Origin of the sequence: Bradyrhizobium sp. HKCCYLRH3097, assembly GCF_051167875.1 — a bacterium.
GTDB lineage: Bacteria > Pseudomonadota > Alphaproteobacteria > Rhizobiales > Xanthobacteraceae > Bradyrhizobium.
In genome coordinates, this window is sequence record NZ_JBNPTX010000005.1 from 54,284 (window position 1) to 80,402 (window position 26,119).

Consider the following 26,119-nt stretch of genomic DNA (forward strand, 5'->3'; position numbering starts at 1 on the left):
CCACGAGCGCCGCTGCGCTCCCCTCCCCCTTGTGGGGCGGGGTCGGGGGTGGGGATGGCCGCACGACGAGCCTTCGTGGGGTACCCCCCTCCCTGCCCCTCCCCCACAAGGGGGGCGGGAATGCAGGCATTGTGCGTCCATCACGATTGCGTTCATCATCTCAGTCAGAACCCATCTCAATACGACTTCGGCAAACCGAGGACCTTCTCAGCGATGAAGCTGAGGATCAGTTGCGGGCTGATCGGGGCGATGCGGGGGATCAGGGATTCCCGCAAATAGCGCTCGACGTGATACTCGCGCGCATAGCCGAAGCCGCCATGGGTCATCACCGCCTGCTCGCAGGCGTGGAAGCCGGCTTCGGCGGCGAGATATTTCGCGGCGTTCGCCGCCGGGCCGCAAGGCCGGCCCTGGTCGTACTGCCAGCCGGCCTGCAGCACCATCAGCCACGCGGCCTCCAGCTCCATCCAGTTCTTCGCCAGGGGATGCTGGATGCCCTGGTTCTGGCCGATTGGGCGATTGAACACGTTGCGCACCTTCGCATAGGCCGACGCGCGCGACAGTGCGAGATGACCGAGCCCGACGGCTTCGGCGGCAATCAGGATACGCTCCGGATTCATGCCGTGCAGGATGTAGTCGAAGCCGCGCCCCTCCTCGCCCAGGCGATCCTCGACCGGAATCTCGACATCCTCGAAGAACAGCTCATTGGAGTCGACCGGCTTGCGGCCCATCTTCTCGATCTCGTGCACCTTGATCCGGCTGCGGTCGAAATCGGTGTAGAACAGGCTGAGCCCATGGGTCGGGCGCTTCACCTCCTCCAGCGGCGTCGTGCGCGCCAGCAGCAGGATCTTCTCGGCGACCTGCGCGGTCGAGATCCACACCTTCTGGCCGTTGACGATGTAGCGGTCGCCCTTGCGCACGGCACGCGTCTTGAGCTGGGTGGTGTTGAGGCCGGTGTTCGGCTCGGTCACGGCGAAGCAGGCCTTCTCGCTGCCATCGACGATGCCCGGCAGCATCCGCGCACACTGCTCTTTGGTCCCGAACACGACGACCGGATTGAGCCCGAACACGTTCATGTGGATCGCCGAGGCACCGGACATGCCGGCGCCGGATTCGGCGATGGTGCGCATCATGATCGCAGCATCGAGAATGCCGAGCCCGGAGCCGCCATACGCCTCCGGGATGCAGATGCCGAGCCAGCCAGCCTCGGCCAAGGCCCTGTGGAAGTCGGCGGGAAAACCGCCCTCCTTGTCCTTCTTCAGCCAGTAGGCATCGTCGAAGCGAGCACAGATTTTGGCCACCGCATCGCGGATCGATTCCTGGTTGGCGGAGAGCGCGAAATCCATCGTCTCACTCCCTGGCAGGCGCCGGCGTCGTCACGCCGTCGCGGATCATCGCGGCGATCTCCTCGTCCGAGAAACCAAGCTCGTGCAGGATAACCGCGCCATGCTCGTTCGGCCGTGCCGCCAGACGCAGCGGCTCGGCCTTGGTCTCGGACCAGGTCGCGGACACGCGGGTGCTGCGGATCGGACCTTCGGTCGGATGTTCGACCACGGGAAAGAAATCGGTCGCCACGAGGTGCGGATCGTTCAGCAGGCTTTCGAGGTCGTGCATCGGCATGACCGGCACATCGGCGGCATCCAGCAGATCGGTCCATTCGGCCGTGGTGCGCGTCTGAAAGATGCGCGCGAGCTCGGCATAGACGAAATCGATGTTGGCGGCACGCCGGGCAAAGCTGTTGAACCTGTCATCCGCGCGCAGGTCGGTGCGGCCGGACGCGGTGAAGAACGCGTCCCATTGCTTGTCGTTGTAGACGATCACGCAGATATGGCCGTCGGCGGTCTTGTAGGGCCTGCGGTCGGGCGACAAATGCCGCGCATAGCCGCCCTTGTCGAGCGGGGGCTGGTAGGTGAGCCCGCCCATGTGGTCGCCCATGATGAAGGCCGACATGGTCTCGAACATCGGCACGTCCAGGCGCTGGCCGCGCCCGGTGCGGTCACGGTGCACGAGGCTGGCGCAGATGGCACCGACCGCCGTCAGGCCGACGATGCGGTCGACCAGCGCATTGGGCACATAACGCGGCGTGCCGTCACCGGCGACCGCCATCAGATGCGACAGCGCCGCCCCGCCCTGGATCAGGTCGTCATAGGCCGGTTTGGCCGCATAGGGACCATCCTGGCCGAAGCCGAACACACCGGCATAGACCAGCCGCGGATTGAGCGCGGAGACCACGTCATAGCCGAGGTTCAGCCGCGCCATCGCCTGCGGCCGGATGTTGTAGAGCAGGACGTCGGCGTCCTTGATGAGCCGCAGCGCGGCCTCGCGTCCCCTGGGCTTCTTGAGGTCGAGGCAGATCACGCGCTTGCTGCGGTTGGTATTGAGATAGACCGGCCCCATGCCCGGATGATGCCACGGGCCGATCTTGCGGGTGACGTCTCCTTCCGGCGATTCCACCTTGATGACATCGGCGCCGTAGTCGCCGAGCGTCTGGGCGGCATACGGCCCCATCAGCACGGTGGTCATGTCGATGACCTTGATGCCCGCAAGCGGTCCCATCGTGGCGTCGGCTCCCTCGATCCTTGTTGTCGCCAGAGCTAACGGCACCTGATGTTCCCTAGCAAGCCGCCGCGCGGGTATGGGGCCATGCGTCAGATCCCCCGCCGCAACATTCCGTGTCGCGGATCACGGACGACGACCGCCGCGCTGCACCAGATGTTCCCCGCCGCGAGCTGCATTCTAGGATTCCATTTCAGCGTTCAGGTGTGTCAGCATGCCGGTCCAACATCCAAAACAAACACGAGGGATAACACTCATGACGCTCTATCAGGGCAAATGCTTCTGCGGCGCGGTCGAGATCGAGGCCGATGGCGAGCCGGAGGCGATGGGCTATTGCCACTGTTCGTCTTGCCGCTCCTGGTCGGCCGGTCCGGTCAACGCCTTCACCCTGTGGAAGCCTGCGAACGTGCGGGTGACCAAGGGGGCTGACGCGATCGGCAGCTATCACAAGACCGACATGAGCCACCGCAAATACTGCACCAAGTGTGGCGGGCATCTGATGACCGACCACCCGCCGCTCGGCATGATCGACGTCTATGCCGCGACGATTCCGACGCTGAAGTTCACGCCCGGTGTGCACGTCAACTACGCGGAGACGGTGCTGCCCATCAGGGATGGCCTGCCGAAGCTGAAGGATTTCCCGGCGGAGTTCGGCGGCTCCGGCGAGATGATGCCGGAGTGAGACAAGGTCTGCTTTTCGCAAGCACCCAAGCATCGATGGCCTCGCGACAGGATCTGTCCGAGCTGTGCTGATCGAAGCCGCCCCCTTCGAAACAGAGGGCGCAGGGAAGGCCGGGTGCCGACTGGCACCCGTGGCCCCCGTGCGAAAGAAAGCACGGGGAGAGAACCACAGGTTCAGCCGGACCGACCCGGCCTTCCCTGCGCGATGGTTTTCACGCTTATTTCGCGCTCTCCTCGGTGCGCCAGCTTTTGGCCACCGTCGTCCTTGGGGATCATCATGCCCCGCGAACTTGGCATCAGCGTCGGGATGCCGGGACCACGCGACTTCACGTCCGCGCCATGCCGTTCGTCCGCGCAGACAAGCTACGCTGCGACACGTCGCGGCCACCGCCTCCCTGCCTCAACGTTCGTGACGATCGCGAAGCGCCCCTCGTGGCGAAGCAGGATGAGGCGAGTGAAGCATATTTTCTGGAAAAGCGAAACATGAATATTTTTGACCAGGGGACTGGACAGGCCAAATCAGCTTGAAGGCGCTGGCGAAATTCGCCGCTTGGCCGATCCCGGCAGAGTTCCGCAAAAGCGCATGGGGATGATGCGCTCCGGCCCGCGGAAATGGATGGTGAAGGGAGCACGGAGTTCCGTATGATCTGCGGCGAGCCATCACGGGGTGCCCTGATCAATGCCCGCCGATCTCGTCCAGACCTTCCGCGCGTTCGCCTACAACAATGCCTGGGCCAATCACCGGCTGCTGACCGCCTGCGGCCAGCTCAGCGCCGAGGATTTCGCTGCCGAGCGCACGGGCTTTTTCCCCAGCCTGCAGCGGACGCTGAACCACATCTACATCATCGACCTATTCTACATCGACGCGCTGGAAGGCGGCTGGCTCGGCCCGATGGCGTGGCAGAACGAGGTGCCGTTCCCGCGCCTCGCAGATCTTGCGAAGGCGCAGGGCGCGATGGACCGCCGGCTGATTGCATTCTGCGAGGCGCTGACGCCGGCGCGGCTCGACGACACCGTCCGCATCAACCGCGAGAGCCGGGTGCAGAACGAGCGCTGCGACCGGCTGCTGCTGCACCTGTTCCAACACGACATCCATCACCGCGGCCAGGCGCATGCCATGCTGTCGAGCACCAGCGTCAAGCCGCCGCAGCTCGACGAGTTTTTCCCTGCGGATGATTCAAGCTTGCGGGCGAAGGATTTCGCCGAGCTGGGGTTCAGCGAGGAAAAGGTGTGGCGGAGCTGATACACGCGTGGCTTCCCTCCCTCCGTCATTCCGGGGCGCGCGCAGCGCGAGCCCGGAATCCATAGCCAAAACCGGCCGTCGGGCGCGAGATGCTCGTGGCGCCTGCCTTCGACACACCTCGTCCTGTGGTTATGGATTCCGGGCTCATTCGCGCTGCTTCAAAATGGCTTCGCCATTTTGCGCGCGAATGCCCCGGAATGACTGGGAGGAGAGATCAGCACGAGGCATTGGCCCACACCTCGCGCGGAAGCCGGTACATCACCTGCCGGCGCAACGGGCTGTCCGCCTCGACTCGCGGATGATCGAAATCCGACGCCTCGTTCCTGATCATGCCGAGCTTGCGCATGACGTTCTGTGACGCCTGATTGGCCGGCGCGGCATAGGCGATGATCTCGTGGAGGCCGAGCTCATCGAAGCCGAACGTGAGCGACGCCCGCGCCGCCTCCGTCGCAATCCCCTGCCGCCACGCCTGACGCGCCAGTCGCCAGCCGATCTCGACCGCCGGCGTGAACGGGGCGTCGAAGAGGACCCTGAATAGTCCGGTGGCGCCGAGGAAGGCACCGGTGGCGCGGGATTCGACGACCCAAAAGCCGAAGCCGTGTTCGGCGTGATGCGCGATTTGGAAATCGATCCACCGATCGCAGTCCTGCCGCGTCGGCAGCGCGCGCAGATATTGCATCACGGCCGGATCGGCCGACATCGCCGCAAACGGCGCACGATCCTCATCGCGCCATGCGCGCAGTGTCAGACGGTCGGTGGAGATGATCATGATTGGCCGCGCTCCGACATGCGAGAGCCGCCTGCAGCCCATCGGACACCAATCGACGATTGACAGCCGCATCGGCCTGCGTCAACCTGTCGGTAGGTTGATACGACCTGCCGGTTGCGCCCTTCCCAGGGAATGGTGAACGTATCGAGCCCTTTTTGGCCTCCCCCTTTGCCCGAGCGACCGGGTCAGCAACGCAGCCACCTGACATGCCTGGTTCGCTCCTGCAGAGGATCAAGCGATGCGCGATTTTCGCGATGCCAAGGTCATGGCGCAGACCCTGCGCGACTCCCTGAACACCAAGTCCATCTCCATCAGCCATAGCCAGAGCCTGGAGCTTGTCTCCCGGATGTTTGGCCTCGCCGATTGGAACACGCTGTCGGCGCTGATCAAGAGCGGCGACCGCATCGCGGCGGCGCGGCCACCGACGATCCAAGCCGCAACAACGCGGCGTCCGGCCATTCCGTTGCGCGACCTCGTGCCGTTTCCCGGCGCCACCTACCCGCTGTTCGTCGGTCGAGCCAAGACCGTGAGCGCGCTCAACGACGCCTTTGCCAGGCAGAGCGAGGTCGTGATCGTCCTGCAAAAGCAGAGCGCGGTCGACGATCCCAGTTTCGACGATCTGCACGAGATCGGCGCGCGCGCCGAGCTCAACGAGCTCACGCCGCTGCCCGATGGCACGCTCAAGGTGCAGGTGCGCATCGGCCAGCGGATTCTGCTCAGGAAGTTCAGCAACGAAGGCGACGCCTTCGAGGCTGACGTTTCGGACATCTCCGAGGAGGCAACCGCCGATGCGCCTGATCTGATCCTGCGCGCCGTCACGCGGTTCGAGCGCTACGCTGCCGTCCGCAACATCCGTCTGCCCGACAATTGGCCACCTTTCGGCCGGGACCGCCATCCCGGCAGGGTCGCCGACGCCATTGCCGCGGAGATTCGGCTACCGCTCGGACAGAAGTATGAGCTGCTCGCCGTCCTGGATCCGGTCAGGCGATTGGAGCTCGTGGAGGCGCTGTTTGACCGGACGGCACGACCGGTCTCGGCCGCGCTGCAGGCGACCCGGCAGCGTGCCGTCGCGCATGCACGAAAGCGCCGTCACCGCTACGCCACGCTCGAACACCTGCTGCTGGCGCTGACCGAGGATGACAGCGCTGCGGCGGTGATGCGCAACTGCCGCGCCAGTCTGACGGACCTGCAGGCGAAGGCCACGGCCTATCTCGACACCGAGTTCCGTCCGGTAGAAGCCGACGACGGAGAACTCGCACAACCGACGGCCGCCTTCCTGCGCGTCAATGACCGCGCCGCGCTCGCCGCCCCGGAGGTCGGCTACCCCGTCGTCACCGGCGCCAACACGCTGCTCGCGATTTTCCCGGAGCCGCGCAGCCCTGCTGCGCGGCTCCTCGCCGAGCATGGCGTGACAATGGTGCGCGCCGCCAAGGCGGTGGCCGACGGCGTCGGGAAGGAGGAGGCGTGAGCCGCAGTCATTGCGAGGAGCGAAGCGACGAAGCAATCCAGAGTCGTGTGCTCGGCACTGGATTGCTTCGCTCCGCTCGCAATGACGGCGGATGGAGCCTCTCTTAAAGCGCAGCCCTACTTCGCCGGCTCCAGGATCGAGACGTAGTTGGCCACGGCCGCACCGCCCATGTTGAAGATGCCGCCGAGCTTGGCATTGGGGAGCTGCATGCCCTCGGGCGCGGAGCCGGTGAGCTGCATGGCGGTCATCACGTGCATGGAGACGCCGGTGGCGCCGATCGGGTGGCCCTTGGCCTTCAGGCCGCCGGACGGATTGACCGGCAGCTTGCCGTCCTTGAGCGTCCAGCCCTCCTTGATGGCGCGGGCCCCCTGCCCCCGCGGCGTCAGGCCCATCGCCTCGTACTCGATCAGCTCGGCGACCGTGAAGCAGTCATGGGTCTCGACGAAGGAGAGATCGGACAGCGTGACGCCGGCTTTCTCCAGCGCGCGCTGCCAGGCCACGGTGCAGCCCTCGAAGGCGAGGATGTCGCGCTTGGACATCGGCAGGAAATCCTGCGCATGCGCGGTCGCGCGCACGTTCACTGCCTTGGCGAAGGACTTCGCGGTCTCGCTGTCGGTCAGCACCAGAGCGGCGGCGCCGTCGGACACCAGCGAGCAGTCGGTGCGCTTCAGGGGGCCGGCGACGTAAGGATTCTTCTCGCTCTCGGAGCGGCAGAACTCGAAGCCGAAATCCTTGCGCATCTGAGCATAGGGATTGGCGACGCCGTTCCTGTGGTTCTTGGCGGCGATCAGCGCCAGCGCGTCGGACTGGTCGCCGTATTTCTGGAAATAGCCCTGCGCGATCTTGCCGAACACACCGGCGAAGCCGCCGACGGTGTCGCCGTCCTCCGGCAGGTAGGACGCCTTGAGCAGGTTCTTGCCGATCTCCGGGCCCGGTGTGCGCGTCATCTGCTCGACGCCCACGACCAGCACGATTTTCGCGGCGCCGGCGGCGATGGCGCGGATGCCCTGGTGCACGGCGGCCGAGCCCGTGGCGCAGGCGTTCTCGACCCGGGTCGCCGGCTTGAAGCGCAGCGCCGGATCGGCCTGCAGCACCAGCGATGCGGTGAAATCCTGGGGCGAGAAGCCGGCGTTGAAATGGCCGAGCACGATCTCGTCGACGTCACCGGCCGAGATGCCGGCGTCGGCGATCGCCTCATTGGCGACCTTGACGACGAGGCTCTCGACGGTCTCGGCGTCGAACTTCCCGAACGGCGTATGCGCCCATCCGACGATGCTGGCGGTCATGCTCTCTCTCCCGAATGTCTCCCTGCCCCTCAAATGGCGCTTTGCGCCATGTGAGTCCAGAGGCTGGCGGCCGTCTCAGGCCACGAACTTGCCACCGAGCTCATCCTCAATGTGAATCCGGATGATGTCGTCGAAGATCTTTTCCTCGGTGGTGAAGCCGAGTTCGCGAGCCCGCTTGGCCTCGAAATTCCGCGGCCAGCCGGCGACGATGCCGATGATGAAGGGATCCGGCTCCCGCTTGATGCGATCCGCCACCTTGTCGCCTGCCACGCGGCGCAGGGCTGCGATCTGCTCGCCAACCGTCGCCGACAGGCCGGGCATGGTCAGGTTCCGGCGTGGGCCGATCTTGGCCGTGTCCATGGTTGCGGCATGCAGGAGGAAGCCGACCGCCGAGCGCGGCGTGGCGTGCCAGTGGCGGACGTCCTCCGACACCGGCAGCACGGCCTCCTTGCCGGCCAAGGGCTCGCGCAGGATGTTGGAGAAGAAGCCGGAGGCGGCCTTGTTGGGCGCGCCGGGGCGGATGCAGATGGTCGGCAAGCGGATGCCGACGCCGTCGAAGAAGCCGCGGCGGCTGTAATCAGCCAGCAGGAGCTCACCGATCGCCTTCTGAGTGCCGTAGCTGAGCAGCGGCGCATTGACGAACTCGTCGCCGATGGCCTCGGGGAACGGCGCGCCGAACACCGCGATCGACGAGGTGAAGACCAGCCGCGGCTTGTAGCCGTCGCCGATCAGCCTGACGGCGTCGAACAGCATCCGCGTGCCGTCGAGATTGATGCGGTAGCCCTTGTCGAAATCGAGCTCAGCCTCGCCGGAGACGATTGCAGCGAGATGGAAGATCACGTCGGGACGGTCGGCGACCAGCTTCTCGGCGAAGCCGGGCACGGCGAAATCGCCGGCGATGGTGTCGACGGCGATGGACGTGTCGGGCTTCGCCGGCGCGACGATGTCCTGCAGCGTCATGCGAGTGATGGCCTTGTCGCCGAGGCGGCCGTCGCGCACGAGCCGCTCGACCAGCTTGCGTCCGACCATGCCGGCGGCGCCGAGAACGAGAATATGCAAGGGTATGCTCCTTCAAATGCAACGATTGGGCGTGGTCTCAACGTTCGTCATTGCGAGCGAAGCGAGTTGTCCGCCATAGCCCGAAAGGCGACGGCGGAAGCAATCCAGAGTCATCGGAATGGCTCTGGATTGCTTCGTCGCTTCGCTCCTCGCAATGACGGGAGTTGAGATCCGCGTGAGCAGCAAGCGACGCCTTGACCCGGCTCACGGACAAAGCCGCCTACTCCTTCACCGCGCCGGTCATGGCCGACACATAATGCTCGACGAAGAAGGCGTAAAGAATGACCAGCGGCAGCGAGCCGACCAGGGCGCCGGCCATCAGCGATCCCCATTTGTAGATGTCGCCGTCGACGAACTCGTTGACGATCGCGACCGGCACGGTCTTGTTCGGCGTCGACTGCAGGAAGGTCAGCGCGTAGATGAACTCGTTCCAGCACAGGGTGAACGAGAAGATGAAGGCCGAGATCAGGCCGGGCACGGCGAGCGGCACCACGATCTTCACCAGGATCTGCCAGCGGCTGGCGCCGTCGATCAGCGCGCATTCCTCGAGCTCGAACGGGATGGTCTTGAAGTAGCCCATCAGCAGCCAGGTCGAGAACGGGATGAGCAGCGTCGGATAGACCAGGATCAAGGACAACGGCGAGTCGAACAGCCCATAGGCCTGGATCACCGAGGCCAGCGGGATGAACAGGATCGACGGCGGCACCAGATAGGCGAAGAAGATCAGCACGCCGACGGTATCGGCGCCCTTGAAGCGCAACCGCACGATCGCATACGCCGCGAGCACGGAGGCGAAGATCGACAGCGTGGTGGCGCCAACCGCGACATACATCGTGTTCCACAGCCAGCGCGGATACTGCGTCTCGAACAGCAGCTTGGAGATGTGCTTGAAGGTCGGATGCACCACCCAGAACGGATTGTACTTCTCCATGTCGATCAGCTGCTCGTCCGGTTTGATCGACGTCAGTCCCATCCAGTAGAACGGGAACAGCAGCACCACGAGGATGATGCCGAGCGGCAGATACAGCGTGATCAGCCGGCGCGGCAGCGACTCGAGGTAGCTCATGCCCTCGGATTCGTCGGTGCCGGCCGTGGTGGGCGCCTTGGCGTGCAGCGTGGTGTCGGTCATTGGTCGGATCCTTGCTGCCATTTGCGCCGTTGCATGCCGAACCAGGAGATCGCGATCGCCGCCATCAGGAACGGGATCATCGCGGTGGCGATCGCGGCGCCCTCGCCGAGCCGTCCGGAGATGATGCCGCGCTGATAGCTCAAGGTCGCCATCAGGTGCGTGGCGTTGACGGGGCCGCCACGGGTGAGTGCCCAGATCAATTGGAAGTCGGTAAAGGTGAACAGCACCGAGAACGTCATGACGACCGCGATGATCGGCGTCAGCAGCGGATAGGTGATGAAGCGGAAGCGCTGCCAGCTGGTGGCGCCGTCGAGCGTGGCGGCCTCATAGAGCGAGGGCGACACGGTCTGCAGGCCGGCCAGCAAGGTGATCGCGACGAACGGCACGCCGCGCCAGATATTGGCGATGATGACGGAGGCGCGCGCCCAGTTGGTGTCGCCGAGAAAGTTGATGTTCTGCGTGATGATTCCGAGCTTGATCAGCGACCAGGAGATGATCGAGAACTGGGAATCGTAGATCCACCAGAACGCGATCGCCGACAGCACGGTGGGCACGATGAAGGGGATCAGCACGATGGCGCGGATCATCGCCTTGAACGGCATGTGCCGGTTCAACAGCAGCGCGAGATAGAGCCCGATGGCGAATTTGATGGCGCTCGCCACGATCGTGTAGAGCAGCGTGTTGAACACCGACAGCCAGAAGATCGAATCGTCCCACAGCCATTCGTAGTTCTCCAGACCGACGAAGACGCCGCTGCGGCCGATCTTCTCGTCGGTGAAGCTCATCCAGACGCCGAGCCCCAGCGGATAGGCCAGGAACAGGATCAGGAAAGCCGCCGCGGGCAGCATGAACCACAGCGCGATCACGTTGCGGTTGGTCTTGATGCGCACCCATGCCGAGGGCTCGCCGACGGCGGCGCCTCGCGGCAACGAGGTCTGAATGGTACTCATTTATCCAGCAGCTCCCTTCGAACCGTGGGGTGAGCGACGCGCGCCCACCGGCGTTCGGGACGGATAGAGTTACTCCGTCATTGCGAGGAGCGAAGCGACGAAGCAATCCAGCGTCCAACGTTCGGCCCTGGATTGCTTCCGCCGTCGCCCGTCGGGCTATGGCGGACACGTCGCTGCGCTCGCAATGACGGTGAGCATGGCGCGTTGCGCCCTGCTCACCTGCGTCTTGGTAACCACCGGTCTGCTCTGACGCACCGGCGGTTGTCCACCTCAGCGGAAGATGCGCTTGGCGGAGCGCTCGGCGCTCGCCATCGCCGTCTTCACGTCCTCGCGGCCCGTGCAGTAGTTCGCGAACATGTCGACCAGGACGAAGTCGGCGATCGCGGCCGCAGCGGCCTCGCCGAGCTTGCCGACGCCGGCCGGCGTGGTCGCGGTCGCCGCGACGTCGCGATACGGCGTGTTCTTCGGATCGACGGTCCAGATCGGGTTGGCGTCATAGGCCTTGAGGAAGTGCGACAGGTAGCCCTGCGCCGCCTCGATCCACGGATTGAACTGCTCCGGCTCCAGCATGAAGGCGGTGAACGCCTTGCAGGTCTGCGGATACTTCGAGAAGTTGAACACCAGGATCGGGAAGCCCAGATGCATCTCGCGGGTCTTGCCGTCGAGGCCGGGCGGCAGATGCGCGTGGTTCATGTCCTCGGCAATCTGCGGCGCCTCCTTCTTGGCGGTCACGTAGATCGAGATGCCGTTGACCGTCGCGTAGAGCTGGCCGGCGAGGAACGCCTTGTTGTTGGACGAGTCGTTCCACGACGCGGTGCCCGGCACGAAATTGTCGTACAGGCCCTTGACGTATTCGAGCGCCTTGGCGGTCTCCGGCGAGTTGATGACGACCTTGTTGTCCTTGTCGATCAAATTGCCGCCGTGCGCCCACAGCGCCCAGTGCACCCAGCCATTGGCGTCACCCGAGGCGTGGCCGAGCGCCATGCCGCCCGGGGTGCCGTTCTTGTTCATGGCCTTGAAGAACTCGGACATTCCCGCGAGATCCTTCGGGAACTCCTTGAAGCCGGCCTTTTCAGCCGCCGAGACGCGGTAGTTGATGAGACCGCCGGTGGCCGCCACGGGAATGCCGATCCACTTGCCGTCGAGCATGCCATAGGCCTTGCCCGAGTCGGTCCAGCCGCCGCACTTCTTGCCGAGGTAATCGGCGACGTCGGTCATGTCGACGCACTTGTTGGAGAACAGGAAGGGCAGCGTGTAGAGGCCCCACACCATGTCGAGCCCCTGCCCCGTATTGGCCGCGACCGAGGCCTTGGGCTGGACGTCGTCATAGGATTCGTTGGAGACGTTGATGGTGACGTTGTTGGCCTTCTGGAAGGCGTCGACGATCTTCATGAAGGCAACGTCCTCGGCCTCGACGAAACGCTTCCAGCGCATCATGTTGACCTTAGCGCCGGGCTCCGGCTTCCAGGGCGAGGTCTGCGCCCAGGCCTTGGCGTAGCCGAGCAGTTCGTCGGCCGACATGGTCGCGGCAGCCGCCAGCAAGGTCGCGCCGCCCTTGAGCAGAGACCGTCGATCGGTGGGGAAATGAGCCATCTGAAGTTTTCTCCCGTTGAGTATTTTGCTTGTTTTGTTTGTTGTGTCGTTGCGTCGAGCGGCCGGCTCAAATCCTCCGGCCGCTATCCTTGTCGAACAGATGCGCCGCCGACGCGCGCGGGCGCAAATGGATCTTCTCGCCGGGATTGACCTCGTGGCGATCGCGGAACACCGCGATGATGTCCTGGGTGCCGATGCGGGCGACGATCTGCGTCTCCGAACCGGTCGGCTCGACCACGACGACCTCGGCTTCGATGCCGTCGCTGGCGAGCTCGAGATGCTCGGGCCTGACGCCGTAGACGACGGGGCGGCCGTCGGAGGCAGCCGGCGCGGTGAGGATCGGCAGCCGGGCGCCGTTCTCGGTCTCGACATAGACCGACCCATTGGACTTCAGGTGGCCGTTGAGGAAGTTCATCGCCGGCGAGCCGATGAATCCGGCCACGAACTGGTTGTCCGGCTTGTCGTACAGATCGAGCGGCGAGCCCATCTGCTCGACGATGCCGTCATGCATCACGACGATCTTGTCGGCCATCGTCATGGCCTCGATCTGGTCGTGGGTGACGTAGACGGTGGTGGTCTTGAGACGCTGATGCAGCTCCTTGATCTCGGTGCGCATCGCGACGCGCAGCTTGGCGTCGAGGTTCGACAACGGCTCGTCGAACAGGAACACCTGCGGATCGCGCACGATGGCGCGGCCCATCGCGACGCGCTGGCGCTGGCCACCGGAGAGCTGGCGCGGATAGCGGTCGAGCAGCGGCGTCAGCGCCAGGATCTCGGCGGCGCGCGCGACGCCCTTCTTGATGTCCTCCGGCCGTGCGCCGCGCAGCTTCAGCGAGAAGCCCATGTTGTCGGCGACCGTCATATGCGGATAGAGCGCGTAGTTCTGGAACACCATCGCGATGTCGCGCTCTTTCGGCTGCACGTTGTTGACGACGCGCTCGCCGATCGAGATGGTTCCGGCGGTGATGTTCTCGAGCCCTGCGAGCATGCGCAGCAGCGTCGACTTGCCGCAGCCGGACGGCCCGACCAGCACGACGAACTCGCCATCCTCGATCGGAATCGTCACGCCGTGCAGCACTTCGAATCCGCCGAATGATTTGCGCACGTCGCGAATTTGCACCGACGACATCAATTTCCTCCTCAAAGACCGACAGCATTGGCTGCTTGCCGGCGGCATTCTGACCGTTGTTCTCGGCCGTTTGATCAGGCCGCTTGTCGTTTTGTAGTCCTGGTCGTGCAGTCTTGTTCTTGGTGGTCTTGTTTTTGATGGTCTTGTTGGCTCTGGTCGTTCCGACTGGCTCCGAAACAGGGCCAGTGCGGCCGACATTGTCCGCAGTTCAGTTCGCTTCCGCAATGCCTCGCTTAGCAACCGCGTGATAGCGCTGTCAATATCGCTTGTGTACCAGACCGCCTATGCTATGAGCGAGGCATGGGACGGAAACGCATCGAGCCGGGCAAAGTCCGGCTGACCGAAGTTGCGGCACTGGCGGGCGTCAGCCCGATCACGGTGTCACGCTTCTTCCGTAATCCCGACACGGTCTCGGCCGGCCGCCGCACGAGGATCGAGAGTGCCGCCAAGGAGCTCGGCTATGTGCCGAACCTCGCCGCGCGCGCGCTCGCATCGCAGCGCACCGAAGTGATCGGCGTGCTGATACCGTCCCTCACCAACAACGTGTTCTCCGACGTGCTGCGGGGCATCTATGATGCGTTCGAAGGCAGCCGCTACAGCATCCAGCTCGCCAACACCCGCTACAGCGTGTTGCAGGAGGAGCGCCTGCTGCGGTTGTTCCTGATGCAGAAGCCGGCCGGCCTGATCGTGACCGGTCTCGACCAGACGGCGGAGAGCCGGTCGATCATCCAGGCAGCGGACTGTCCCGTCGTGCAGATCATGGAGCTCGGCGCCAACCCGATCGACATGATGATCGGATTTTCGCACGTCGATGCCTGTTTTGCAGCCATTTCACACCTTCTCGCGCAGGGCTGCCGTCGCATCGGCTTCATCGGCGCCCGCATGGACCCAAGGGTGCAGCGCAGGCTGCAGGGCTATCAGAACGCGATGAAGGAGGCCGGCTTGTTCGACCCGCGTCTCATCGTCACGGCGCCTGTTCCGACCTCGACCACAATGGGCGGCAGCCTGTTCTCCGATCTGCTGATGAAGGCGCCGGATCTCGACGCCGTGTTCTGCGCCAACGACGATCTCGCGCTCGGCGTGCTGTTCGAATGCCAGCGCCGGCACATTGCGGTACCCGAGCAGATCGCGATCGTCGGCTTCAACGACATGGAATTCATGGCCGCGGCGGTTCCGACGCTCACCAGCGTGCGTACCAATCGCTACGAGATGGGTCGGCGTGCGGCGACGATGATCATGGACGCCGTCGAAGGCCGTCCCGTGGCGCAGCGCGTCGTCGATCTCGGCTTCGAGGTGATCGAACGGCAGAGCTCGACCTTGCAGCGCGCCGCCGCAAGTCCGCAGCCCGCGTCGGGGCGCGCTTCCGGAACAAAATGGTAGCGCAACCAAAAGCCATGAACTAGAACCACTCGAACCAACGACGACTTGAACGAAAGACGTAGGCGATCTTCGACAGCGGGCCGATAGCGCGCAGACGACGGACCGGCCTCGCCACGTTTGCACTGCGGGAGAAAACACATGACGAACTCGAACGGGCATGCCGGCAACGGCGCTGACAAAAGCCGCAAGCTGCGCTCGCAGGCGTGGTTCAACGATCCGCACAATCCGGGCATGACCGCGCTCTATCTCGAGCGCTATCTGAATTACGGCCTGACCCGGGCTGAGCTGCAGTCGGGCAAGCCGATCATCGGCATTGCCCAGACCGGCAACGATCTCTCGCCCTGCAACCGCCACCACATCGAGCTGGCGCACCGCGTCCGCGAGGGCATCCGCGCCGCCGGCGGCATCGCGATGGAATTTCCGACCCATCCGATCCAGGAGACCGGCAAGCGCCCGACGGCCGCGCTCGACCGCAACCTCGCTTATCTCGGCCTGGTCGAAATCCTGTTCGGCTATCCGCTCGACGGCGTGGTGCTGACGACCGGCTGCGACAAGACGACGCCGGCCTGCCTGATGGCCGCGGCAACCGTGAACATCCCCGCCATCGTGCTGTCGGGCGGCCCGATGCTGAACGGCTGGCACGAGGGGCAGCGCACCGGCTCCGGCACCGTGGTGTGGAAGTCGCGCGAGCGGCTCGCCGCCGGCGAGATCGGCTATGAGGAGTTCATGGAGATCGTCGCCTCCTCGGCGCCGTCGGTTGGCCATTGCAACACCATGGGCACGGCGTCGACGATGAATGCGCTGGCCGAGGCGCTCGGCATGTCCCTGCCCGGCTGCGCCGCGATCCCCGCGCCCTATCGCGAGCGCGGCCAGATCGCCTACGAGACCGGAACGCGCATCGTCGACATGGTGTGGGAAGACCTGAAGCCATCCGACATCCTGACACGCAAGGCGTTCGAGAACTGCATCGTCGCCAACTCCGCGATCGGCGGCTCGACCAACGCGCCGATCCATATCAACGCGCTGGCGCGCCATGTCGGCGTCGAGCTCGACATCGACGACTGGCAGAAGGTCGGCCACGACGTGCCGCTGCTCGTCAACATGCAGCCGGCCGGCTTCTATCTCGGCGAGGAATTCCATCGCGCCGGCGGCGTGCCGGCCGTGATCGGCGAGTTGATGCGGCACAAGCGCATCCACGAGGACGTCATCACCGTCAACGGCCGCAGCATGGGTGAGAATTGCCGCGAGGCAGCGAAGCCCGACGGCGACGTGATCTGGTCCTACGACAAGCCGCTGGTGAAGGATGCCGGCTTCCTGGTGCTGCGCGGCAACCTGTTCGATTCCGCGATCATGAAGACCAGCGTGATCTCCAAGGAGTTCCGCGACCGCTATCTCAGCAATCCGAAGGACCCGAACGCCTTCGAGGGCCGCGCCATCGTGTTCGAGGGGCCTGAGGACTATCACGACCGCATCGATGATGAGCAGCTTGCGATCGACGAGCACTGCGTGCTGTTCATCCGCGGCGCCGGTCCGATCGGCTATCCCGGCGGCGCCGAGGTCGTGAACATGCAGCCGCCGGCGGCGCTGATCAAGCGCGGCATCCTGTCCCTGCCCTGCATTGGCGACGGCCGGCAGTCCGGCACCTCGGGCTCACCGTCGATTCTCAATGCGTCGCCGGAGGCCGCCGCCGATGGCGGGCTCGCAATCCTCAAGACCGGCGATCGCGTGCGCATCGACCTCAACAAGGGCTCGGCCAATATCCTGATCTCGGACGAGGAGCTTGCGAAGCGGCGCGCCGAGCTGAAGGCCAAGGGCGGCTTCCCGCACCCCGCCAACCAGACGCCATGGCAGGAGCTCTATCGCAACACCGTCGGCCAGCAGGCCACCGGCGCCTGCATGGAGCTTGCCACGCGCTATCACAACATCGCCGGCACCGTGGGTGTGGCAAGGCATAATCACTAGACCCAACTGCCGTCATTCCGGGGCGCGCGAAGCGCGAGCCCGGAATCCATACTCCCGATCGTGGTCATGGATTCCGGGCCCATCGCTTCGCGATGTCCCGGAATGACGATAACTAAGAAGTCAATTCCCAAGGGAGACCCCATGTCCGACCGTCTCAAGGGCAAGCGCGCCTTCGTCACTGCCGCCGCTGCCGGCATCGGCCGCGCCTGTGCCATTGCGTTCGCGCGTCAAGGCGCCACCGTATTCGCCACCGACATCGATGATAACGGCCTGAGCACGCTGAAGAGCGAAGGCATTGCCGAGGTCGCGACGCTCGACGTGCGCAACACCGCGGCCGTGAACGCGATGGCCGAGCGGGTCGGCAAGGTCGAGATCCTGCTCAACGCCGCCGGCTTCGTGCACAACGGCACCATCCTCGACTGCTCCGACGACGACTGGGATTTCTCGTTCGATCTGAACGTCAAGTCGATGCACCGCACGATCCGCGCCTTCCTGCCGAAGATGCTCGATCAGGGCGGCGGCGCCATCGTCAACATCGCCTCCGCCGCGGGCGTGTTCAAGGCGGCACCGAACCGCTACGTCTACGGTGCGACCAAGGCCGCCGTGGCGGCGCTGACGCGCTCGGTCGCCGCCGATTTCGTCGGCAAGAAGATCCGCTGCAACTGCATCTGCCCGGGCACGATCGAAACGCCCTCGATGCTCGGACGCGCAGCCTCGGCCGGCCCGAACGGGCTGGAGATGTTCATCTCGCGCCAGCCGATGGGCCGGCTCGGCACGGCGGAGGAGATCGCCCATCTCGCGGTCTATCTTGCCAGCGACGAGAGCGCGTTCACGACCGGCGTCGCGCATACCATCGACGGCGGCTGGACGCTGTAGTTCTGCTCCGTCATTCCGGGGCAGCCCGCAGGGCTGAACCCGGAATCTCGAGATTCCGGGTTCGCGCTGCGCGCGCTCCGGAATGACGACAACAAAGATCGACCGGGGAAACATCATGAACCACATCGACCTTACCAACCGCTGCGCCGTGGTCACCGGCGGCGCGCAAGGTTTTGGCCGCGCCATCACCGAGCGCTTCAAGTCGTCGGGCGCGAAGGTTGCGATCTGGGATCACGACATCGCGCTGGCGGAGAAGACCGCGCAGGCGATCGGTCCGGAGGTGCTGGCGCTGCAGGTCGACGTCACCGACACCAAAGCGGTCGAAGGCGCCCGTGACGCGACGCTGGCCGCGTTCGGCAGCATCGACATCCTGGTCAACAATGCCGGCATCGCCGGCATCAACAAGACGGTGTGGGAGACCGATCTCGAGGAGTGGCGCAAGGTGCTGCGCATCAATCTCGACGGTCCCTTCATCTGCGCCAAGGCGATCGTGCCGGTGATGCTGAAGCAGGGCTATGGCCGCATCGTCAACATCGCCTCGATCGCCGGCAAGGAGGGCAACCCGAACGCTGCGCACTACTCCGCGTCCAAAGCCGGCCTGATCGCGCTGACAAAGTCGCTCGGCAAGGAGCTGGCGCAGCACAACATCACGGTCAATGCGGTGACGCCCGCCGCGGCGAAGACTGCCATCTTCGACCAGATGACGGAAGCGCACATCAACTTCATGCTGTCGAAGATCCCGAAAGGCCGCTTCGTGCTGGTGGAAGAGCTCGCCGCGCTGGTGTCGTGGCTCGCCTCGGAAGAGTGCTCGTTCTCGACCGGCGCCGTATTCGACATTTCCGGCGGCCGCGCAACGTATTAGTCGGCGTGCCGATCGATAGAGCCCGTCCTCACCGAGAAATCGTCATTGCGAGGAGGCGAAAGTCGACGAAGCACTCCAGAGCTCCTCGCGCGGCCCTGGATTGCTTCGCGGCGCCGCTGCGCTCGCAATGACGGCGATAGGCAGAACCTTCCGGTGCTGCTGACGATCGCGAGAGTTCATGACCAGTTGGGAGGTCCCACCATGACCCACCACGGCGGCTGCTTCTGCGGCGCGGTGCGCTTCCAATGCACCGGCGAGCCGATCAACGTACGCGTCTGCCACTGCCGCAACTGCCAGCGGGCGACGGGCGCGCCGTTCTTCGCCCGCGCGCTGTTCGCGCACGACGCGCTGACGATCACCGGCGAAACCGCGCGCTTCCCCTCCTCCGACGCGCTCGATCGCATGTTCTGCCCGCGCTGCGGCGTCAGGCTGTTCTCATGGCGCAGGACGCGCCCGGTTGTCGGCGTGGCCCTGGCCTGCTTCGACGACCGCAACGCCTTTGCCCCGACCGAGCACATCTGGGTCTCGGAAAAGATGGATTGGGTGCAGCTCAGCGACGGCCTGCCGCAATTTCCGGAGAATCCCGCGTAGCATCGGGGAACCATCGTGCCTATGTAAGGCGGTAACGCGTCCGGAACCCCGATCCTTGAACATCTCGCTCTACGGCATCTCCGTCTGGATCCTGCCGATCATCATCGCCATCACCTTTCATGAGGCTGCTCACGCCTTCGTCGCCTGGCGGTTCGGCGACGACACCGCGTTGCGACTCGGTCGCGTCAGCTTCAACCCGCTCAAGCACATCGATCCGTTCGGCACCGTCCTGCTGCCGGGCATGCTGCTGCTGTCCGGCTCGCCGTTCCTGTTCGGCTACGCCAAGCCGGTGCCGGTCGATTTTCGCAATCTGAAGCCGCTGCGCGCCGGCATGGTGATGGTGGCGCTGGCCGGACCGGCCACCAACATCGCGCTGGCGCTGGCGGCCGGACTGGCGTTCCACGCCCTGCCGCTGGTTCCACCGGAGGCGGCGCGGTGGGTGGCCAGCAATCTGTGGAATATTTTCTCGTTCAACATCCTGCTCGCCGTGTTCAACATGCTCCCGATACCGCCGCTCGATGGCGGCCGGGTCGCGGTGGGCGTGCTGCCGGCGGCGCTGGCGCGGCCGCTTGCCCGGCTCGAGCCGTATGGCATGCTGATTCTGATCGGATGTCTGATCCTCCTGCCGCTGGCGGGTTCCCAATTTGGTCTCAATCTTGATCTCGTGTCGGGGCTGCTCCGCGCCACGACCGATTCTCTGAAGCAGCTGCTTCTGCTATTGACGGGTAATGTCTAGATCTACCCGTCAGGGATGGTAACGAACGAGCCCCGAGGCACTCTTGGTCAAAGCCGCTGACATGATGATCGCACGCCGCGCCGACACCCGCGCCCGTGCCGATTTCGCGACCTGGAAGATGATCGCCAAGCTGAACGGCGCCTCCGGCCTGCCGCCGGCGGCGCAGGACTTCCTGGCAAGCTACAAGGCCCGCCTCGGCGACATGCCGGAGGACGAGGCGACCGAGGCCACCATCCGCGAGATGTACAAGGCCTATTATGCCGAGATGGGCGGCGGCGGCGCCCCGCCCGAGGTCAAGCCGGTCGCCGCCGAGCCGGTGACCGGCAATGTCACCGCCTTCCGCAAGCTGCCGCCGAAGAAGGCGGCGCAAAGTGGGACGACCGCTCCGCGCAAGCTGCCGGTTGCGCTGATCTTCGCCGCGCTCTGCGTGGTCTACGTCGGAGTCAGGCTGTATTGGCAGTGAGGTCAGCCGAACCCCACCCGCTCATTTCGGCGGGTTGAACTTGACCGGCAGGATGAAGGAGAACTCGTCGTCGGTGAGGCCCGCGGGAGGCTTTGGCACGGGATCCGAACGGCGGACCATGCTGAGGGCGGCCTGATCGAACTCCGGATCGCCGGACGTTTCCTTGACGTCCACCGAGACGACACGGCCGAGCCGATTGAGCACGAGCGCCAGCTTGAGCTGGGCAGCGGCCTTCTTTCCGGATGGATACTTCTTGTGCAGTTCGAAATAGGCGCTGATCTTGCGGCCCCAATTGGCCGTCAGCCTTTGCACGTCCTTGCCGATACCGGCATTCGGCGCTTTGGTCTTCTCGGCTTCAGGAACCTTCTCGTCCAGGGCCTTGCGCGCGCTGTCTTCGGAGGCTTCCTGCGCCTCCGACGCCTGTGTCTGGACCGTCGCGACCTTCTGCTCCTCGGTCGGCTTCTTCACGTCAGAGGTCGTGACCTCGCGGTCGGCCTCCTCGGTCGTGGTCGGCACATCCTTCTGCAGATCGGTCTGCTCGACCTCGGCCTTCTGCTCCTGCATCTGCGGAGCGGCGGTCTGCGCTACCGAGTCCTGTCCGACCGGAACCTCGTCGTCCTCGACCTTCGGCGAGCCCATATCGATGTCGATGACCTCGGCGCCCGCCGCGCCGAGGCCGCCGGCGTCCTCGTCGTCGTTCAGATGCGTCAGCGCCAGCGCGGCCCCGCCGACATGCAGGATCAGCGCGCCCATGATCGCCAGAAACCAGAGACGGCGCGAGGGGGAGTGCCCGATGTCGAGGTCGCTCATCACAAGCCGGCGCTCCTCACGGCTGCGCGGGCTGGGCCGGCGGCACCTGCACGGCCGCGGCAGGCGGCGCTTCCAGCGCCACCAGCTTGATCTTGGTGTAACCGCCGGCGCGCAGCAGTTCCAGGACGCCCATCAGCTCGCCATAGGGCACCAGCTTGTCAGCGCGCAGGAAGATCGGCCGGTCCTTCGGCTGATCGGTCATGGCATCGAGCTCGCGCACGAGATCGACGCGCTTGACCAGATTTTCCCCGATCGCCAGCGACAGGTCCGGCTTGATCGAGACATAGGTCGGCTTGTCCGGCTTCTTCTGCGGCGTGGCGCTCGAGGACGGCAGGTCGATCGGCAGGTCGACGGTCGAGAGCGGCGCGGCCACCATGAAGATGATCAGCAGCACCAGGATGACGTCGATGAAAGGCGTCACGTTGATGTCGTGGGTCTCGTCGAAATCGTCGTCGAGATCGCCTTCGGAGAGCGAGACGGCCATCCTCGGCTACTCCGCCGCCCGGACGTGAAGGCCGGTATGGCTGCGATCGAGATCGCGCGACAGCAATCGTCCGGTGGTGCCGGAGGCGCGGTTGACGAGCTCGAGATAGCCCTTCGTGACCCGCGAGAAGTGATTGTAGATGATCACGGCCGGAATCGCCGCGGCCAGACCGATCGCGGTCGCCAGCAGCGCTTCCGCGATGCCCGGCGCGACCACCGCGAGGTTGGTGGTCTGCGATCTGGAAATGCCGATGAAGCTGTTCATGATGCCCCAGACGGTACCGAACAGTCCGACGAAGGGCGAGATCGCGCCGACGGTGGCGAGCAGGCCCATGCCGGTGCGGACCCTGCGCGCTTCGGCTCGAACGATCTCGGTGAAGCTCGAGGCTGCGCGCTCCTTGATGCCCTCGTCACTGCCGAGCCCGGCCGACAGCCGTGCCTCTGATATCGCAGCCTGCAGCAGCAATGCCGCGACGGTCTTGCCTTGACCAAGCGCAAGATGGGCCTCGGCCAGCGACTTCGCCCCGGTCAGCTTGCGCAGCGCGACGACCAGCCGGCGGCGCAGGACGGAGAATTCGAGGCTCTTGGCGATCAGGATCGTCCAGCTTGCGATCGAGGCCAGCGCCAGCATGATCATGACCGCTTTGACGACGATGTCGGCCTTGAGAAACATGCCGAACGGCGACAGCTCGTCCAGCCCGGTGGTCACCGACTTGCCATTGCGGGCGCCGGTCTCGATGCCCACCGGGGCGGCAGCCGTTGGGGCGACCTGTCCCGACGCGGGAGGGGCCATCGTCTGGGCTGTGCCCGGCGCCGGCGCGGACAGATCGGTCGAGACCGCCGGGGCGGACCTGGCCGGCTCCTGCTGCGCATGTGCAGGTAGCCCCGCAGCAACAGACAGACATGACAGGACGATTGCAAACCTAACGAGGAACGATGTCATCATATCTCGGCCCATTAGACCTCGGCCCATTGCCGGATCAGATTGTGATAGATGCCGGTCAGCTTGACAGCATCGGGATCGTCCCTCCCGAGGCGGTCAGCCAAGCTCTGGATCGCCGCGTCCAGATCGAAGATCATGCTCCGGACGTGGGCATCCCGTATCATGCTCTGCATCCAGAAAAAAGAGGCGACCCGGGCGCCGCGCGTGACCGGCGTGACCATGTGAAGGCTCGATGACGGATACAGCACCGCGTGCCCCGCGGGCAACTTGACTTCGTGCGAGCCGTAGGTGTCCTCGATCACAAGCTCGCCACCGTCATAGCTGTCGGGCTCGGCCAGGAACAAGGTCATCGACAGATCGGTGCGGATGCGCAGGCCGGTCAGCGGATCGCCGCGCACGGCATTGTCGACATGGATGCCGAAATGGTCGCCGCGCGAGGCAGTGTAGCGGTTGAACAAGGGCGGAAAGATCTGCAGCGGGATCGCCGCCGACAGGAAGCGCGGATGCTTCGTCAACGCCTGGATGACGCGCTGGCCGAGCACCCGCGCCGCCTCGCCATCCGGTGGCAATTGCTCGTTGCGCTTGACCATGGCCGACTGCGCCCCGGCCGTCGAGCGGCCGTCCTCCCACTCCGCCGCATCCATGATGCGGCGGAACTCGGCCACCTCGTCCTTCGACAGAACGTCGGGGATGCAGATCAGCATGATCAGAACTTCGCAGTGGTGACGATGTAGAAGGCGCGCCCCGGGGCCACGGCGACGAACGGCACCGCGCTCCGATACAGTGTGTCGTAATAGAGCTTGTTGGTCAGGTTCTGGGCATAAAGCTTCATGGTCCAGTGCGCATCAAGCTTCTTCTCGACGAACGCGTCGAAGCGCCAGTAGCTCGGCAGCTCGTTGCCGGTGTTCGCCGCGAAGGTACCGCCATAGACCTTGGAGCGGTAGACCGCCTGGCCGCCGATCTCCCAGCCATTGTCGAGCTTGTACTTCGACAGCATGCTGAACGACTGGTGGGCGATGTTGGCGAGCTGCAGGCCGATGTTGGAAGCGACGCCACTCTGCGTGACCTTCGACTGCATCAGCACCAGGCCGCCGAAGATGCTCCAGCGATCGGTGAGCTTGCCTTCCGCCTCGATGTCGATGCCCTGGATGCGGTAGGCCGCGCCCGAGGTGAGCAGGCCGCCGACGGTCTCGCGGGCATTGTCCTTGGTGGTCTGGAACAGCGCGGCTGAGACCAGCAGATGGCGGTCGACCAGCTCCCATTTGGTGCCGAGCTCGGCCGCCTTGTTGCGCTCGGGTCCGAGCAGGACCGCGGTGTTGGCGGGCACGCCGCCATAGTCGGTGCCGGTGGCGTCGAGCTCGGAGCCGAACGGATTGGCCGAGGTCGCATAGGCCGCGTAGATGCTGCCGATCGGCATCGGCTTGTAGACCAGGCCGACATTGTAGTTGACCAGGTCGGCGTTCATCTTGAGGTATTTCGGCGAGTTCGTCGACGAGCTCATGGTGTAGCCGTCATAGCGCACCCCACCGTTCAGGATGACCGTGTCCTGCCAGTTGGCCGTGTCCATGACGTAGACGCTGTTGGTGTTGACGCCGTAGCGCGTCGGGTTGCCGACTAGCGACGGCGTATTGCTGAATGGGATGTAGGTGTACTGCGGCGAGTACACGTTGACGCCGGTAACCGTGCCCGAGCTGGTCGAGCCGCCGCCGAACAATTCGGACGAGAGGCCGGTGTAGCGATCGATCGAGATGTTCTCGTTCGAGAACTCGGTACCAAGCACCGCCGTGTGCTTGATGCCCCCGGTATCGAGCTTGAACGTGGCGTCGTTCTGGTTGGCCCAGACGTCCACCGTCTGATAGCGGCTCTGCGCGCTCGCCGTGGTGGTCCAGAGCAGCGGATTGGGGCTGGTCGTGTTCGGATTCTGCGGCAAGGTGCCGATATAGTTGAGCAGCGAGTGCTCGCCGCGGAACTTGCTGCTGAGGGTGATCGCCTCGTTGACCTTGTACTCGGCCGCGGCAGTGCCGAAATCCTGCCGCGCCGTCTGGAAGTCGCGATTGAGGAAGCCATACCAGGTGCCGCGCGGAATGCCCGCGGAGGTCACGGGGACGTTGCCCTGCTTGTAGTAGGGTACGCCGAAATCCGGATAACCCGACAGATCGGTATGGACATAGTTCGTCGTGATCTTGAGATCGTCGATCGGCGTCCACTTGGTCGAGAGGAAGGCGCCCCAGCGGTCGTCGGTGACGTAGTTGCGCCCCGCGACGTTGGAGTCCTGGAACAGACCGCCGGTGCGCACCGAGAAGGTCGGCGAGATCACCTGGTTCACGTCGAGCGTGACGCGCTTCTGCTGGTCGGTGCCGAACTCGGTATCCATCCGCTTGAAGTTCGTATCGCCAGCCTGCTTGGTGACGATGTTGATGGCACCGCCGGCGGTGCCGCGGCCGGCATAGGACGAGGCCGGACCGCGCAGGATCTCGATCTGCTCGGTGAAGAAGTTCTCGCGGATCGACACCGCGGGATCGCGGATGCCGTCGATGAAGACGTCGTTGCGGGCATCGAAACCGCGAATGAAGAAGCGGTCGCCGAACGCATTGCCGCCCTCGCCCGAGCCGAGCGTGACGCCGGCGGTCGAACGGCCGATCTCCTTGAGCGCGGTGACGTGCTTGTCGGCAAGCACTTCCTTGCTCATCACGGTGATCGTCTTCGGCGTGTTCAGGAGCGGCTCGGGAAACTTGCCCGACGCCTGCACGCGGTTGACCTTGTAGGGCTCGGCTGCGTCCGCGTAGGGGTTGGCGTCCGGCGCGGACAGTCCGCCTGCGTTCGGGAACGCCACCGCGGCCTGCTGCGCCGCCTGCTGACGGGCCGCCGCGCGGCGCAGGGCATTGCGCGCGCGGACCTGCTCGGCGGTCGGCTTGGAGGACGTCGGCTTGGCCCGCGCGGTCGGCGCATCGACGTTGACGGGCGGCAGGTCGGACGCCGGTTGCGCCTCGGCCGACGACATCGATGCCACCGCCATCAGCCCGGCCACCGCCGACACCTTGGTGACGGAGGGCCCCTCTCCGCGTCCGCCATTGAACCTCATCGCTGCGACCCCACGCAGCGAACGCGGTGCTATCACCTGTCCCATTTTATTTTCACGCGCCCCAGATCTTC

24 protein-coding genes are annotated in these 26,119 nt (G+C 65.0%); 10 read left to right on the forward strand and 14 right to left on the reverse strand.

Annotated elements, in window-relative coordinates; genetic code table 11:
* Window positions 1-176: 176 nt before the first annotated feature.
* Entirely contained in the window at window positions 177-1,343 is a 1,167-nt protein-coding gene (locus tag ACQR0U_RS14115; protein ID WP_315749745.1) for an acyl-CoA dehydrogenase family protein, read from the reverse strand.
* 4 nt (window positions 1,344-1,347) lie between these two features.
* On the reverse strand, window positions 1,348-2,553 hold the full coding sequence (locus tag ACQR0U_RS14120) for a CaiB/BaiF CoA transferase family protein (RefSeq protein WP_315749743.1): 1,206 nt from the start codon (window positions 2,551-2,553) through the stop codon (window positions 1,348-1,350).
* Between the two features lie 256 nt (window positions 2,554-2,809).
* Between ACQR0U_RS14120 and ACQR0U_RS14125 the strand changes: the two genes are divergently transcribed.
* Both ACQR0U_RS14125 and ACQR0U_RS14130 read left to right on the forward strand, forming a co-directional pair.
* On the forward strand, window positions 2,810-3,235 hold the full coding sequence (locus ACQR0U_RS14125) for a GFA family protein (RefSeq protein WP_315749742.1): 426 nt from the start codon (window positions 2,810-2,812) through the stop codon (window positions 3,233-3,235).
* A gap of 678 nt (window positions 3,236-3,913) precedes the next feature.
* On the forward strand, window positions 3,914-4,477 hold the full coding sequence (locus ACQR0U_RS14130) for a DinB family protein (protein WP_315827391.1): 564 nt from the start codon (window positions 3,914-3,916) through the stop codon (window positions 4,475-4,477).
* 214 nt (window positions 4,478-4,691) lie between these two features.
* Here ACQR0U_RS14130 and ACQR0U_RS14135 read toward each other — a convergent pair whose 3' ends face one another.
* The gene (locus ACQR0U_RS14135) at window positions 4,692-5,246 is read right to left on the reverse strand and encodes a GNAT family N-acetyltransferase (RefSeq protein ID WP_434843373.1); all 555 of its coding nucleotides are present in this window, start codon (window positions 5,244-5,246) and stop codon (window positions 4,692-4,694) included.
* A 238-nt stretch (window positions 5,247-5,484) separates the two neighbouring features.
* On the opposite strand from ACQR0U_RS14135, the gene ACQR0U_RS14140 reads away from it, so the two are divergent.
* The gene (locus ACQR0U_RS14140) at window positions 5,485-6,714 is read left to right on the forward strand and encodes an LON peptidase substrate-binding domain-containing protein (RefSeq protein WP_434843374.1); all 1,230 of its coding nucleotides are present in this window, start codon (window positions 5,485-5,487) and stop codon (window positions 6,712-6,714) included.
* Between the two features lie 116 nt (window positions 6,715-6,830).
* Here ACQR0U_RS14140 and ACQR0U_RS14145 read toward each other — a convergent pair whose 3' ends face one another.
* The 6 genes from ACQR0U_RS14145 to ACQR0U_RS14170 all read right to left on the reverse strand — a co-directional run bounded on the left by ACQR0U_RS14145 (window position 6,831) and on the right by ACQR0U_RS14170 (window position 13,860).
* A complete protein-coding gene (locus tag ACQR0U_RS14145; protein ID WP_315749736.1) occupies window positions 6,831-8,000 on the reverse strand; it encodes an acetyl-CoA acetyltransferase in 1,170 nt (389 codons plus the stop codon).
* Between the two features lie 75 nt (window positions 8,001-8,075).
* Complete coding sequence (gene denD, locus ACQR0U_RS14150) at window positions 8,076-9,059, reverse strand: D-erythronate dehydrogenase (RefSeq protein ID WP_434872178.1); 984 nt, start codon at window positions 9,057-9,059, stop codon at window positions 8,076-8,078.
* 220 nt (window positions 9,060-9,279) lie between these two features.
* The gene (locus tag ACQR0U_RS14155; protein WP_315714455.1) at window positions 9,280-10,188 is read right to left on the reverse strand and encodes a carbohydrate ABC transporter permease; all 909 of its coding nucleotides are present in this window, start codon (window positions 10,186-10,188) and stop codon (window positions 9,280-9,282) included.
* A complete protein-coding gene (locus ACQR0U_RS14160; RefSeq protein WP_316203790.1) occupies window positions 10,185-11,138 on the reverse strand; it encodes a carbohydrate ABC transporter permease in 954 nt (317 codons plus the stop codon). Before ACQR0U_RS14160 ends, ACQR0U_RS14155 begins: the two co-directional genes overlap by 4 nt.
* A gap of 270 nt (window positions 11,139-11,408) precedes the next feature.
* On the reverse strand, window positions 11,409-12,731 hold the full coding sequence (locus tag ACQR0U_RS14165) for an ABC transporter substrate-binding protein (RefSeq protein ID WP_434872179.1): 1,323 nt from the start codon (window positions 12,729-12,731) through the stop codon (window positions 11,409-11,411).
* 67 nt (window positions 12,732-12,798) lie between these two features.
* A complete protein-coding gene (locus ACQR0U_RS14170; protein ID WP_315714458.1) occupies window positions 12,799-13,860 on the reverse strand; it encodes an ABC transporter ATP-binding protein in 1,062 nt (353 codons plus the stop codon).
* Between the two features lie 300 nt (window positions 13,861-14,160).
* On the opposite strand from ACQR0U_RS14170, the gene ACQR0U_RS14175 reads away from it, so the two are divergent.
* From ACQR0U_RS14175 to ACQR0U_RS14205, 7 genes are all read left to right on the forward strand, one after another.
* Entirely contained in the window at window positions 14,161-15,240 is a 1,080-nt protein-coding gene (locus ACQR0U_RS14175) for a LacI family DNA-binding transcriptional regulator (protein WP_315827387.1), read from the forward strand.
* A 138-nt stretch (window positions 15,241-15,378) separates the two neighbouring features.
* Window positions 15,379-17,202 (forward strand): IlvD/Edd family dehydratase, encoded by a 1,824-nt coding sequence (locus tag ACQR0U_RS14180; RefSeq protein ID WP_315714460.1) that lies wholly within the window; start codon window positions 15,379-15,381, stop codon window positions 17,200-17,202.
* Window positions 17,203-17,343: 141 nt separating this feature from the next.
* Entirely contained in the window at window positions 17,344-18,078 is a 735-nt protein-coding gene (locus ACQR0U_RS14185; protein ID WP_315827386.1) for an SDR family oxidoreductase, read from the forward strand.
* A gap of 115 nt (window positions 18,079-18,193) precedes the next feature.
* Window positions 18,194-18,940, forward strand: a complete 747-nt coding sequence (locus tag ACQR0U_RS14190) for an SDR family NAD(P)-dependent oxidoreductase (RefSeq protein WP_315714463.1) — start codon at window positions 18,194-18,196, stop codon at window positions 18,938-18,940.
* A gap of 201 nt (window positions 18,941-19,141) precedes the next feature.
* A complete protein-coding gene (locus ACQR0U_RS14195; protein WP_315714464.1) occupies window positions 19,142-19,531 on the forward strand; it encodes a GFA family protein in 390 nt (129 codons plus the stop codon).
* Between the two features lie 55 nt (window positions 19,532-19,586).
* A complete protein-coding gene (locus ACQR0U_RS14200; RefSeq protein ID WP_315714465.1) occupies window positions 19,587-20,267 on the forward strand; it encodes a site-2 protease family protein in 681 nt (226 codons plus the stop codon).
* Between the two features lie 61 nt (window positions 20,268-20,328).
* Entirely contained in the window at window positions 20,329-20,730 is a 402-nt protein-coding gene (locus ACQR0U_RS14205) for a hypothetical protein (protein WP_315714962.1), read from the forward strand.
* Window positions 20,731-20,751: 21 nt separating this feature from the next.
* On the opposite strand, the gene ACQR0U_RS14210 is transcribed toward ACQR0U_RS14205, so the two are convergent.
* Genes ACQR0U_RS14210 through ACQR0U_RS14230 form a run of 5 tightly spaced genes read right to left on the reverse strand, consistent with a single transcriptional unit; the run spans window position 20,752 to window position 26,093 of the window.
* On the reverse strand, window positions 20,752-21,540 hold the full coding sequence (locus ACQR0U_RS14210) for a cell envelope integrity protein TolA (RefSeq protein WP_315714466.1): 789 nt from the start codon (window positions 21,538-21,540) through the stop codon (window positions 20,752-20,754).
* 16 nt (window positions 21,541-21,556) lie between these two features.
* A complete protein-coding gene (exbD, locus tag ACQR0U_RS14215; protein WP_315714467.1) occupies window positions 21,557-22,024 on the reverse strand; it encodes a TonB system transport protein ExbD in 468 nt (155 codons plus the stop codon).
* A gap of 6 nt (window positions 22,025-22,030) precedes the next feature.
* Window positions 22,031-22,969 carry a tonB-system energizer ExbB gene (exbB, locus tag ACQR0U_RS14220; protein WP_315714468.1) on the reverse strand — a complete coding sequence of 313 codons (939 nt, stop codon included), beginning with the start codon at window positions 22,967-22,969 and terminating at the stop codon, window positions 22,031-22,033.
* A gap of 11 nt (window positions 22,970-22,980) precedes the next feature.
* Window positions 22,981-23,670 (reverse strand): Fe2+-dependent dioxygenase, encoded by a 690-nt coding sequence (locus tag ACQR0U_RS14225; protein WP_315827385.1) that lies wholly within the window; start codon window positions 23,668-23,670, stop codon window positions 22,981-22,983.
* A gap of 2 nt (window positions 23,671-23,672) precedes the next feature.
* A complete protein-coding gene (locus tag ACQR0U_RS14230; protein WP_434843377.1) occupies window positions 23,673-26,093 on the reverse strand; it encodes a TonB-dependent receptor in 2,421 nt (806 codons plus the stop codon).
* Window positions 26,094-26,119 lie beyond the last annotated feature (26 nt).

Bases quoted from the DNA above. Each gene is read 5' to 3' on its own strand.
- ACQR0U_RS14115 (WP_315749745.1), bottom strand. From the start codon at position 1,343: ATGGATTTCGCGCTCTCCGCCAACCAGGAATCGATCCGCGATGCGGTG.
- ACQR0U_RS14120 (WP_315749743.1), bottom strand. From the start codon at position 2,553: ATGGGACCGCTTGCGGGCATCAAGGTCATCGACATGACCACCGTGCTG.
- ACQR0U_RS14125 (WP_315749742.1), top strand. From the start codon at position 2,810: ATGACGCTCTATCAGGGCAAATGCTTCTGCGGCGCGGTCGAGATCGAG.
- ACQR0U_RS14130 (WP_315827391.1), top strand. From the start codon at position 3,914: ATGCCCGCCGATCTCGTCCAGACCTTCCGCGCGTTCGCCTACAACAAT.
- ACQR0U_RS14135 (WP_434843373.1), bottom strand. From the start codon at position 5,246: ATGATCATCTCCACCGACCGTCTGACACTGCGCGCATGGCGCGATGAG.
- ACQR0U_RS14140 (WP_434843374.1), top strand. From the start codon at position 5,485: ATGCGCGATTTTCGCGATGCCAAGGTCATGGCGCAGACCCTGCGCGAC.
- ACQR0U_RS14145 (WP_315749736.1), bottom strand. From the start codon at position 8,000: ATGACCGCCAGCATCGTCGGATGGGCGCATACGCCGTTCGGGAAGTTC.
- ACQR0U_RS14155 (WP_315714455.1), bottom strand. From the start codon at position 10,188: ATGACCGACACCACGCTGCACGCCAAGGCGCCCACCACGGCCGGCACC.
- ACQR0U_RS14160 (WP_316203790.1), bottom strand. From the start codon at position 11,138: ATGAGTACCATTCAGACCTCGTTGCCGCGAGGCGCCGCCGTCGGCGAG.
- ACQR0U_RS14165 (WP_434872179.1), bottom strand. From the start codon at position 12,731: ATGGCTCATTTCCCCACCGATCGACGGTCTCTGCTCAAGGGCGGCGCG.
- ACQR0U_RS14170 (WP_315714458.1), bottom strand. From the start codon at position 13,860: ATGTCGTCGGTGCAAATTCGCGACGTGCGCAAATCATTCGGCGGATTC.
- ACQR0U_RS14175 (WP_315827387.1), top strand. From the start codon at position 14,161: ATGGGACGGAAACGCATCGAGCCGGGCAAAGTCCGGCTGACCGAAGTT.
- ACQR0U_RS14180 (WP_315714460.1), top strand. From the start codon at position 15,379: ATGACGAACTCGAACGGGCATGCCGGCAACGGCGCTGACAAAAGCCGC.
- ACQR0U_RS14185 (WP_315827386.1), top strand. From the start codon at position 17,344: ATGTCCGACCGTCTCAAGGGCAAGCGCGCCTTCGTCACTGCCGCCGCT.
- ACQR0U_RS14190 (WP_315714463.1), top strand. From the start codon at position 18,194: ATGAACCACATCGACCTTACCAACCGCTGCGCCGTGGTCACCGGCGGC.
- ACQR0U_RS14195 (WP_315714464.1), top strand. From the start codon at position 19,142: ATGACCCACCACGGCGGCTGCTTCTGCGGCGCGGTGCGCTTCCAATGC.
- ACQR0U_RS14205 (WP_315714962.1), top strand. From the start codon at position 20,329: ATGATGATCGCACGCCGCGCCGACACCCGCGCCCGTGCCGATTTCGCG.
- ACQR0U_RS14210 (WP_315714466.1), bottom strand. From the start codon at position 21,540: ATGAGCGACCTCGACATCGGGCACTCCCCCTCGCGCCGTCTCTGGTTT.
- exbD (WP_315714467.1), bottom strand. From the start codon at position 22,024: ATGGCCGTCTCGCTCTCCGAAGGCGATCTCGACGACGATTTCGACGAG.
- exbB (WP_315714468.1), bottom strand. From the start codon at position 22,969: ATGATGACATCGTTCCTCGTTAGGTTTGCAATCGTCCTGTCATGTCTG.
- ACQR0U_RS14225 (WP_315827385.1), bottom strand. From the start codon at position 23,670: ATGCTGATCTGCATCCCCGACGTTCTGTCGAAGGACGAGGTGGCCGAG.
- ACQR0U_RS14230 (WP_434843377.1), bottom strand. From the start codon at position 26,093: ATGGGACAGGTGATAGCACCGCGTTCGCTGCGTGGGGTCGCAGCGATG.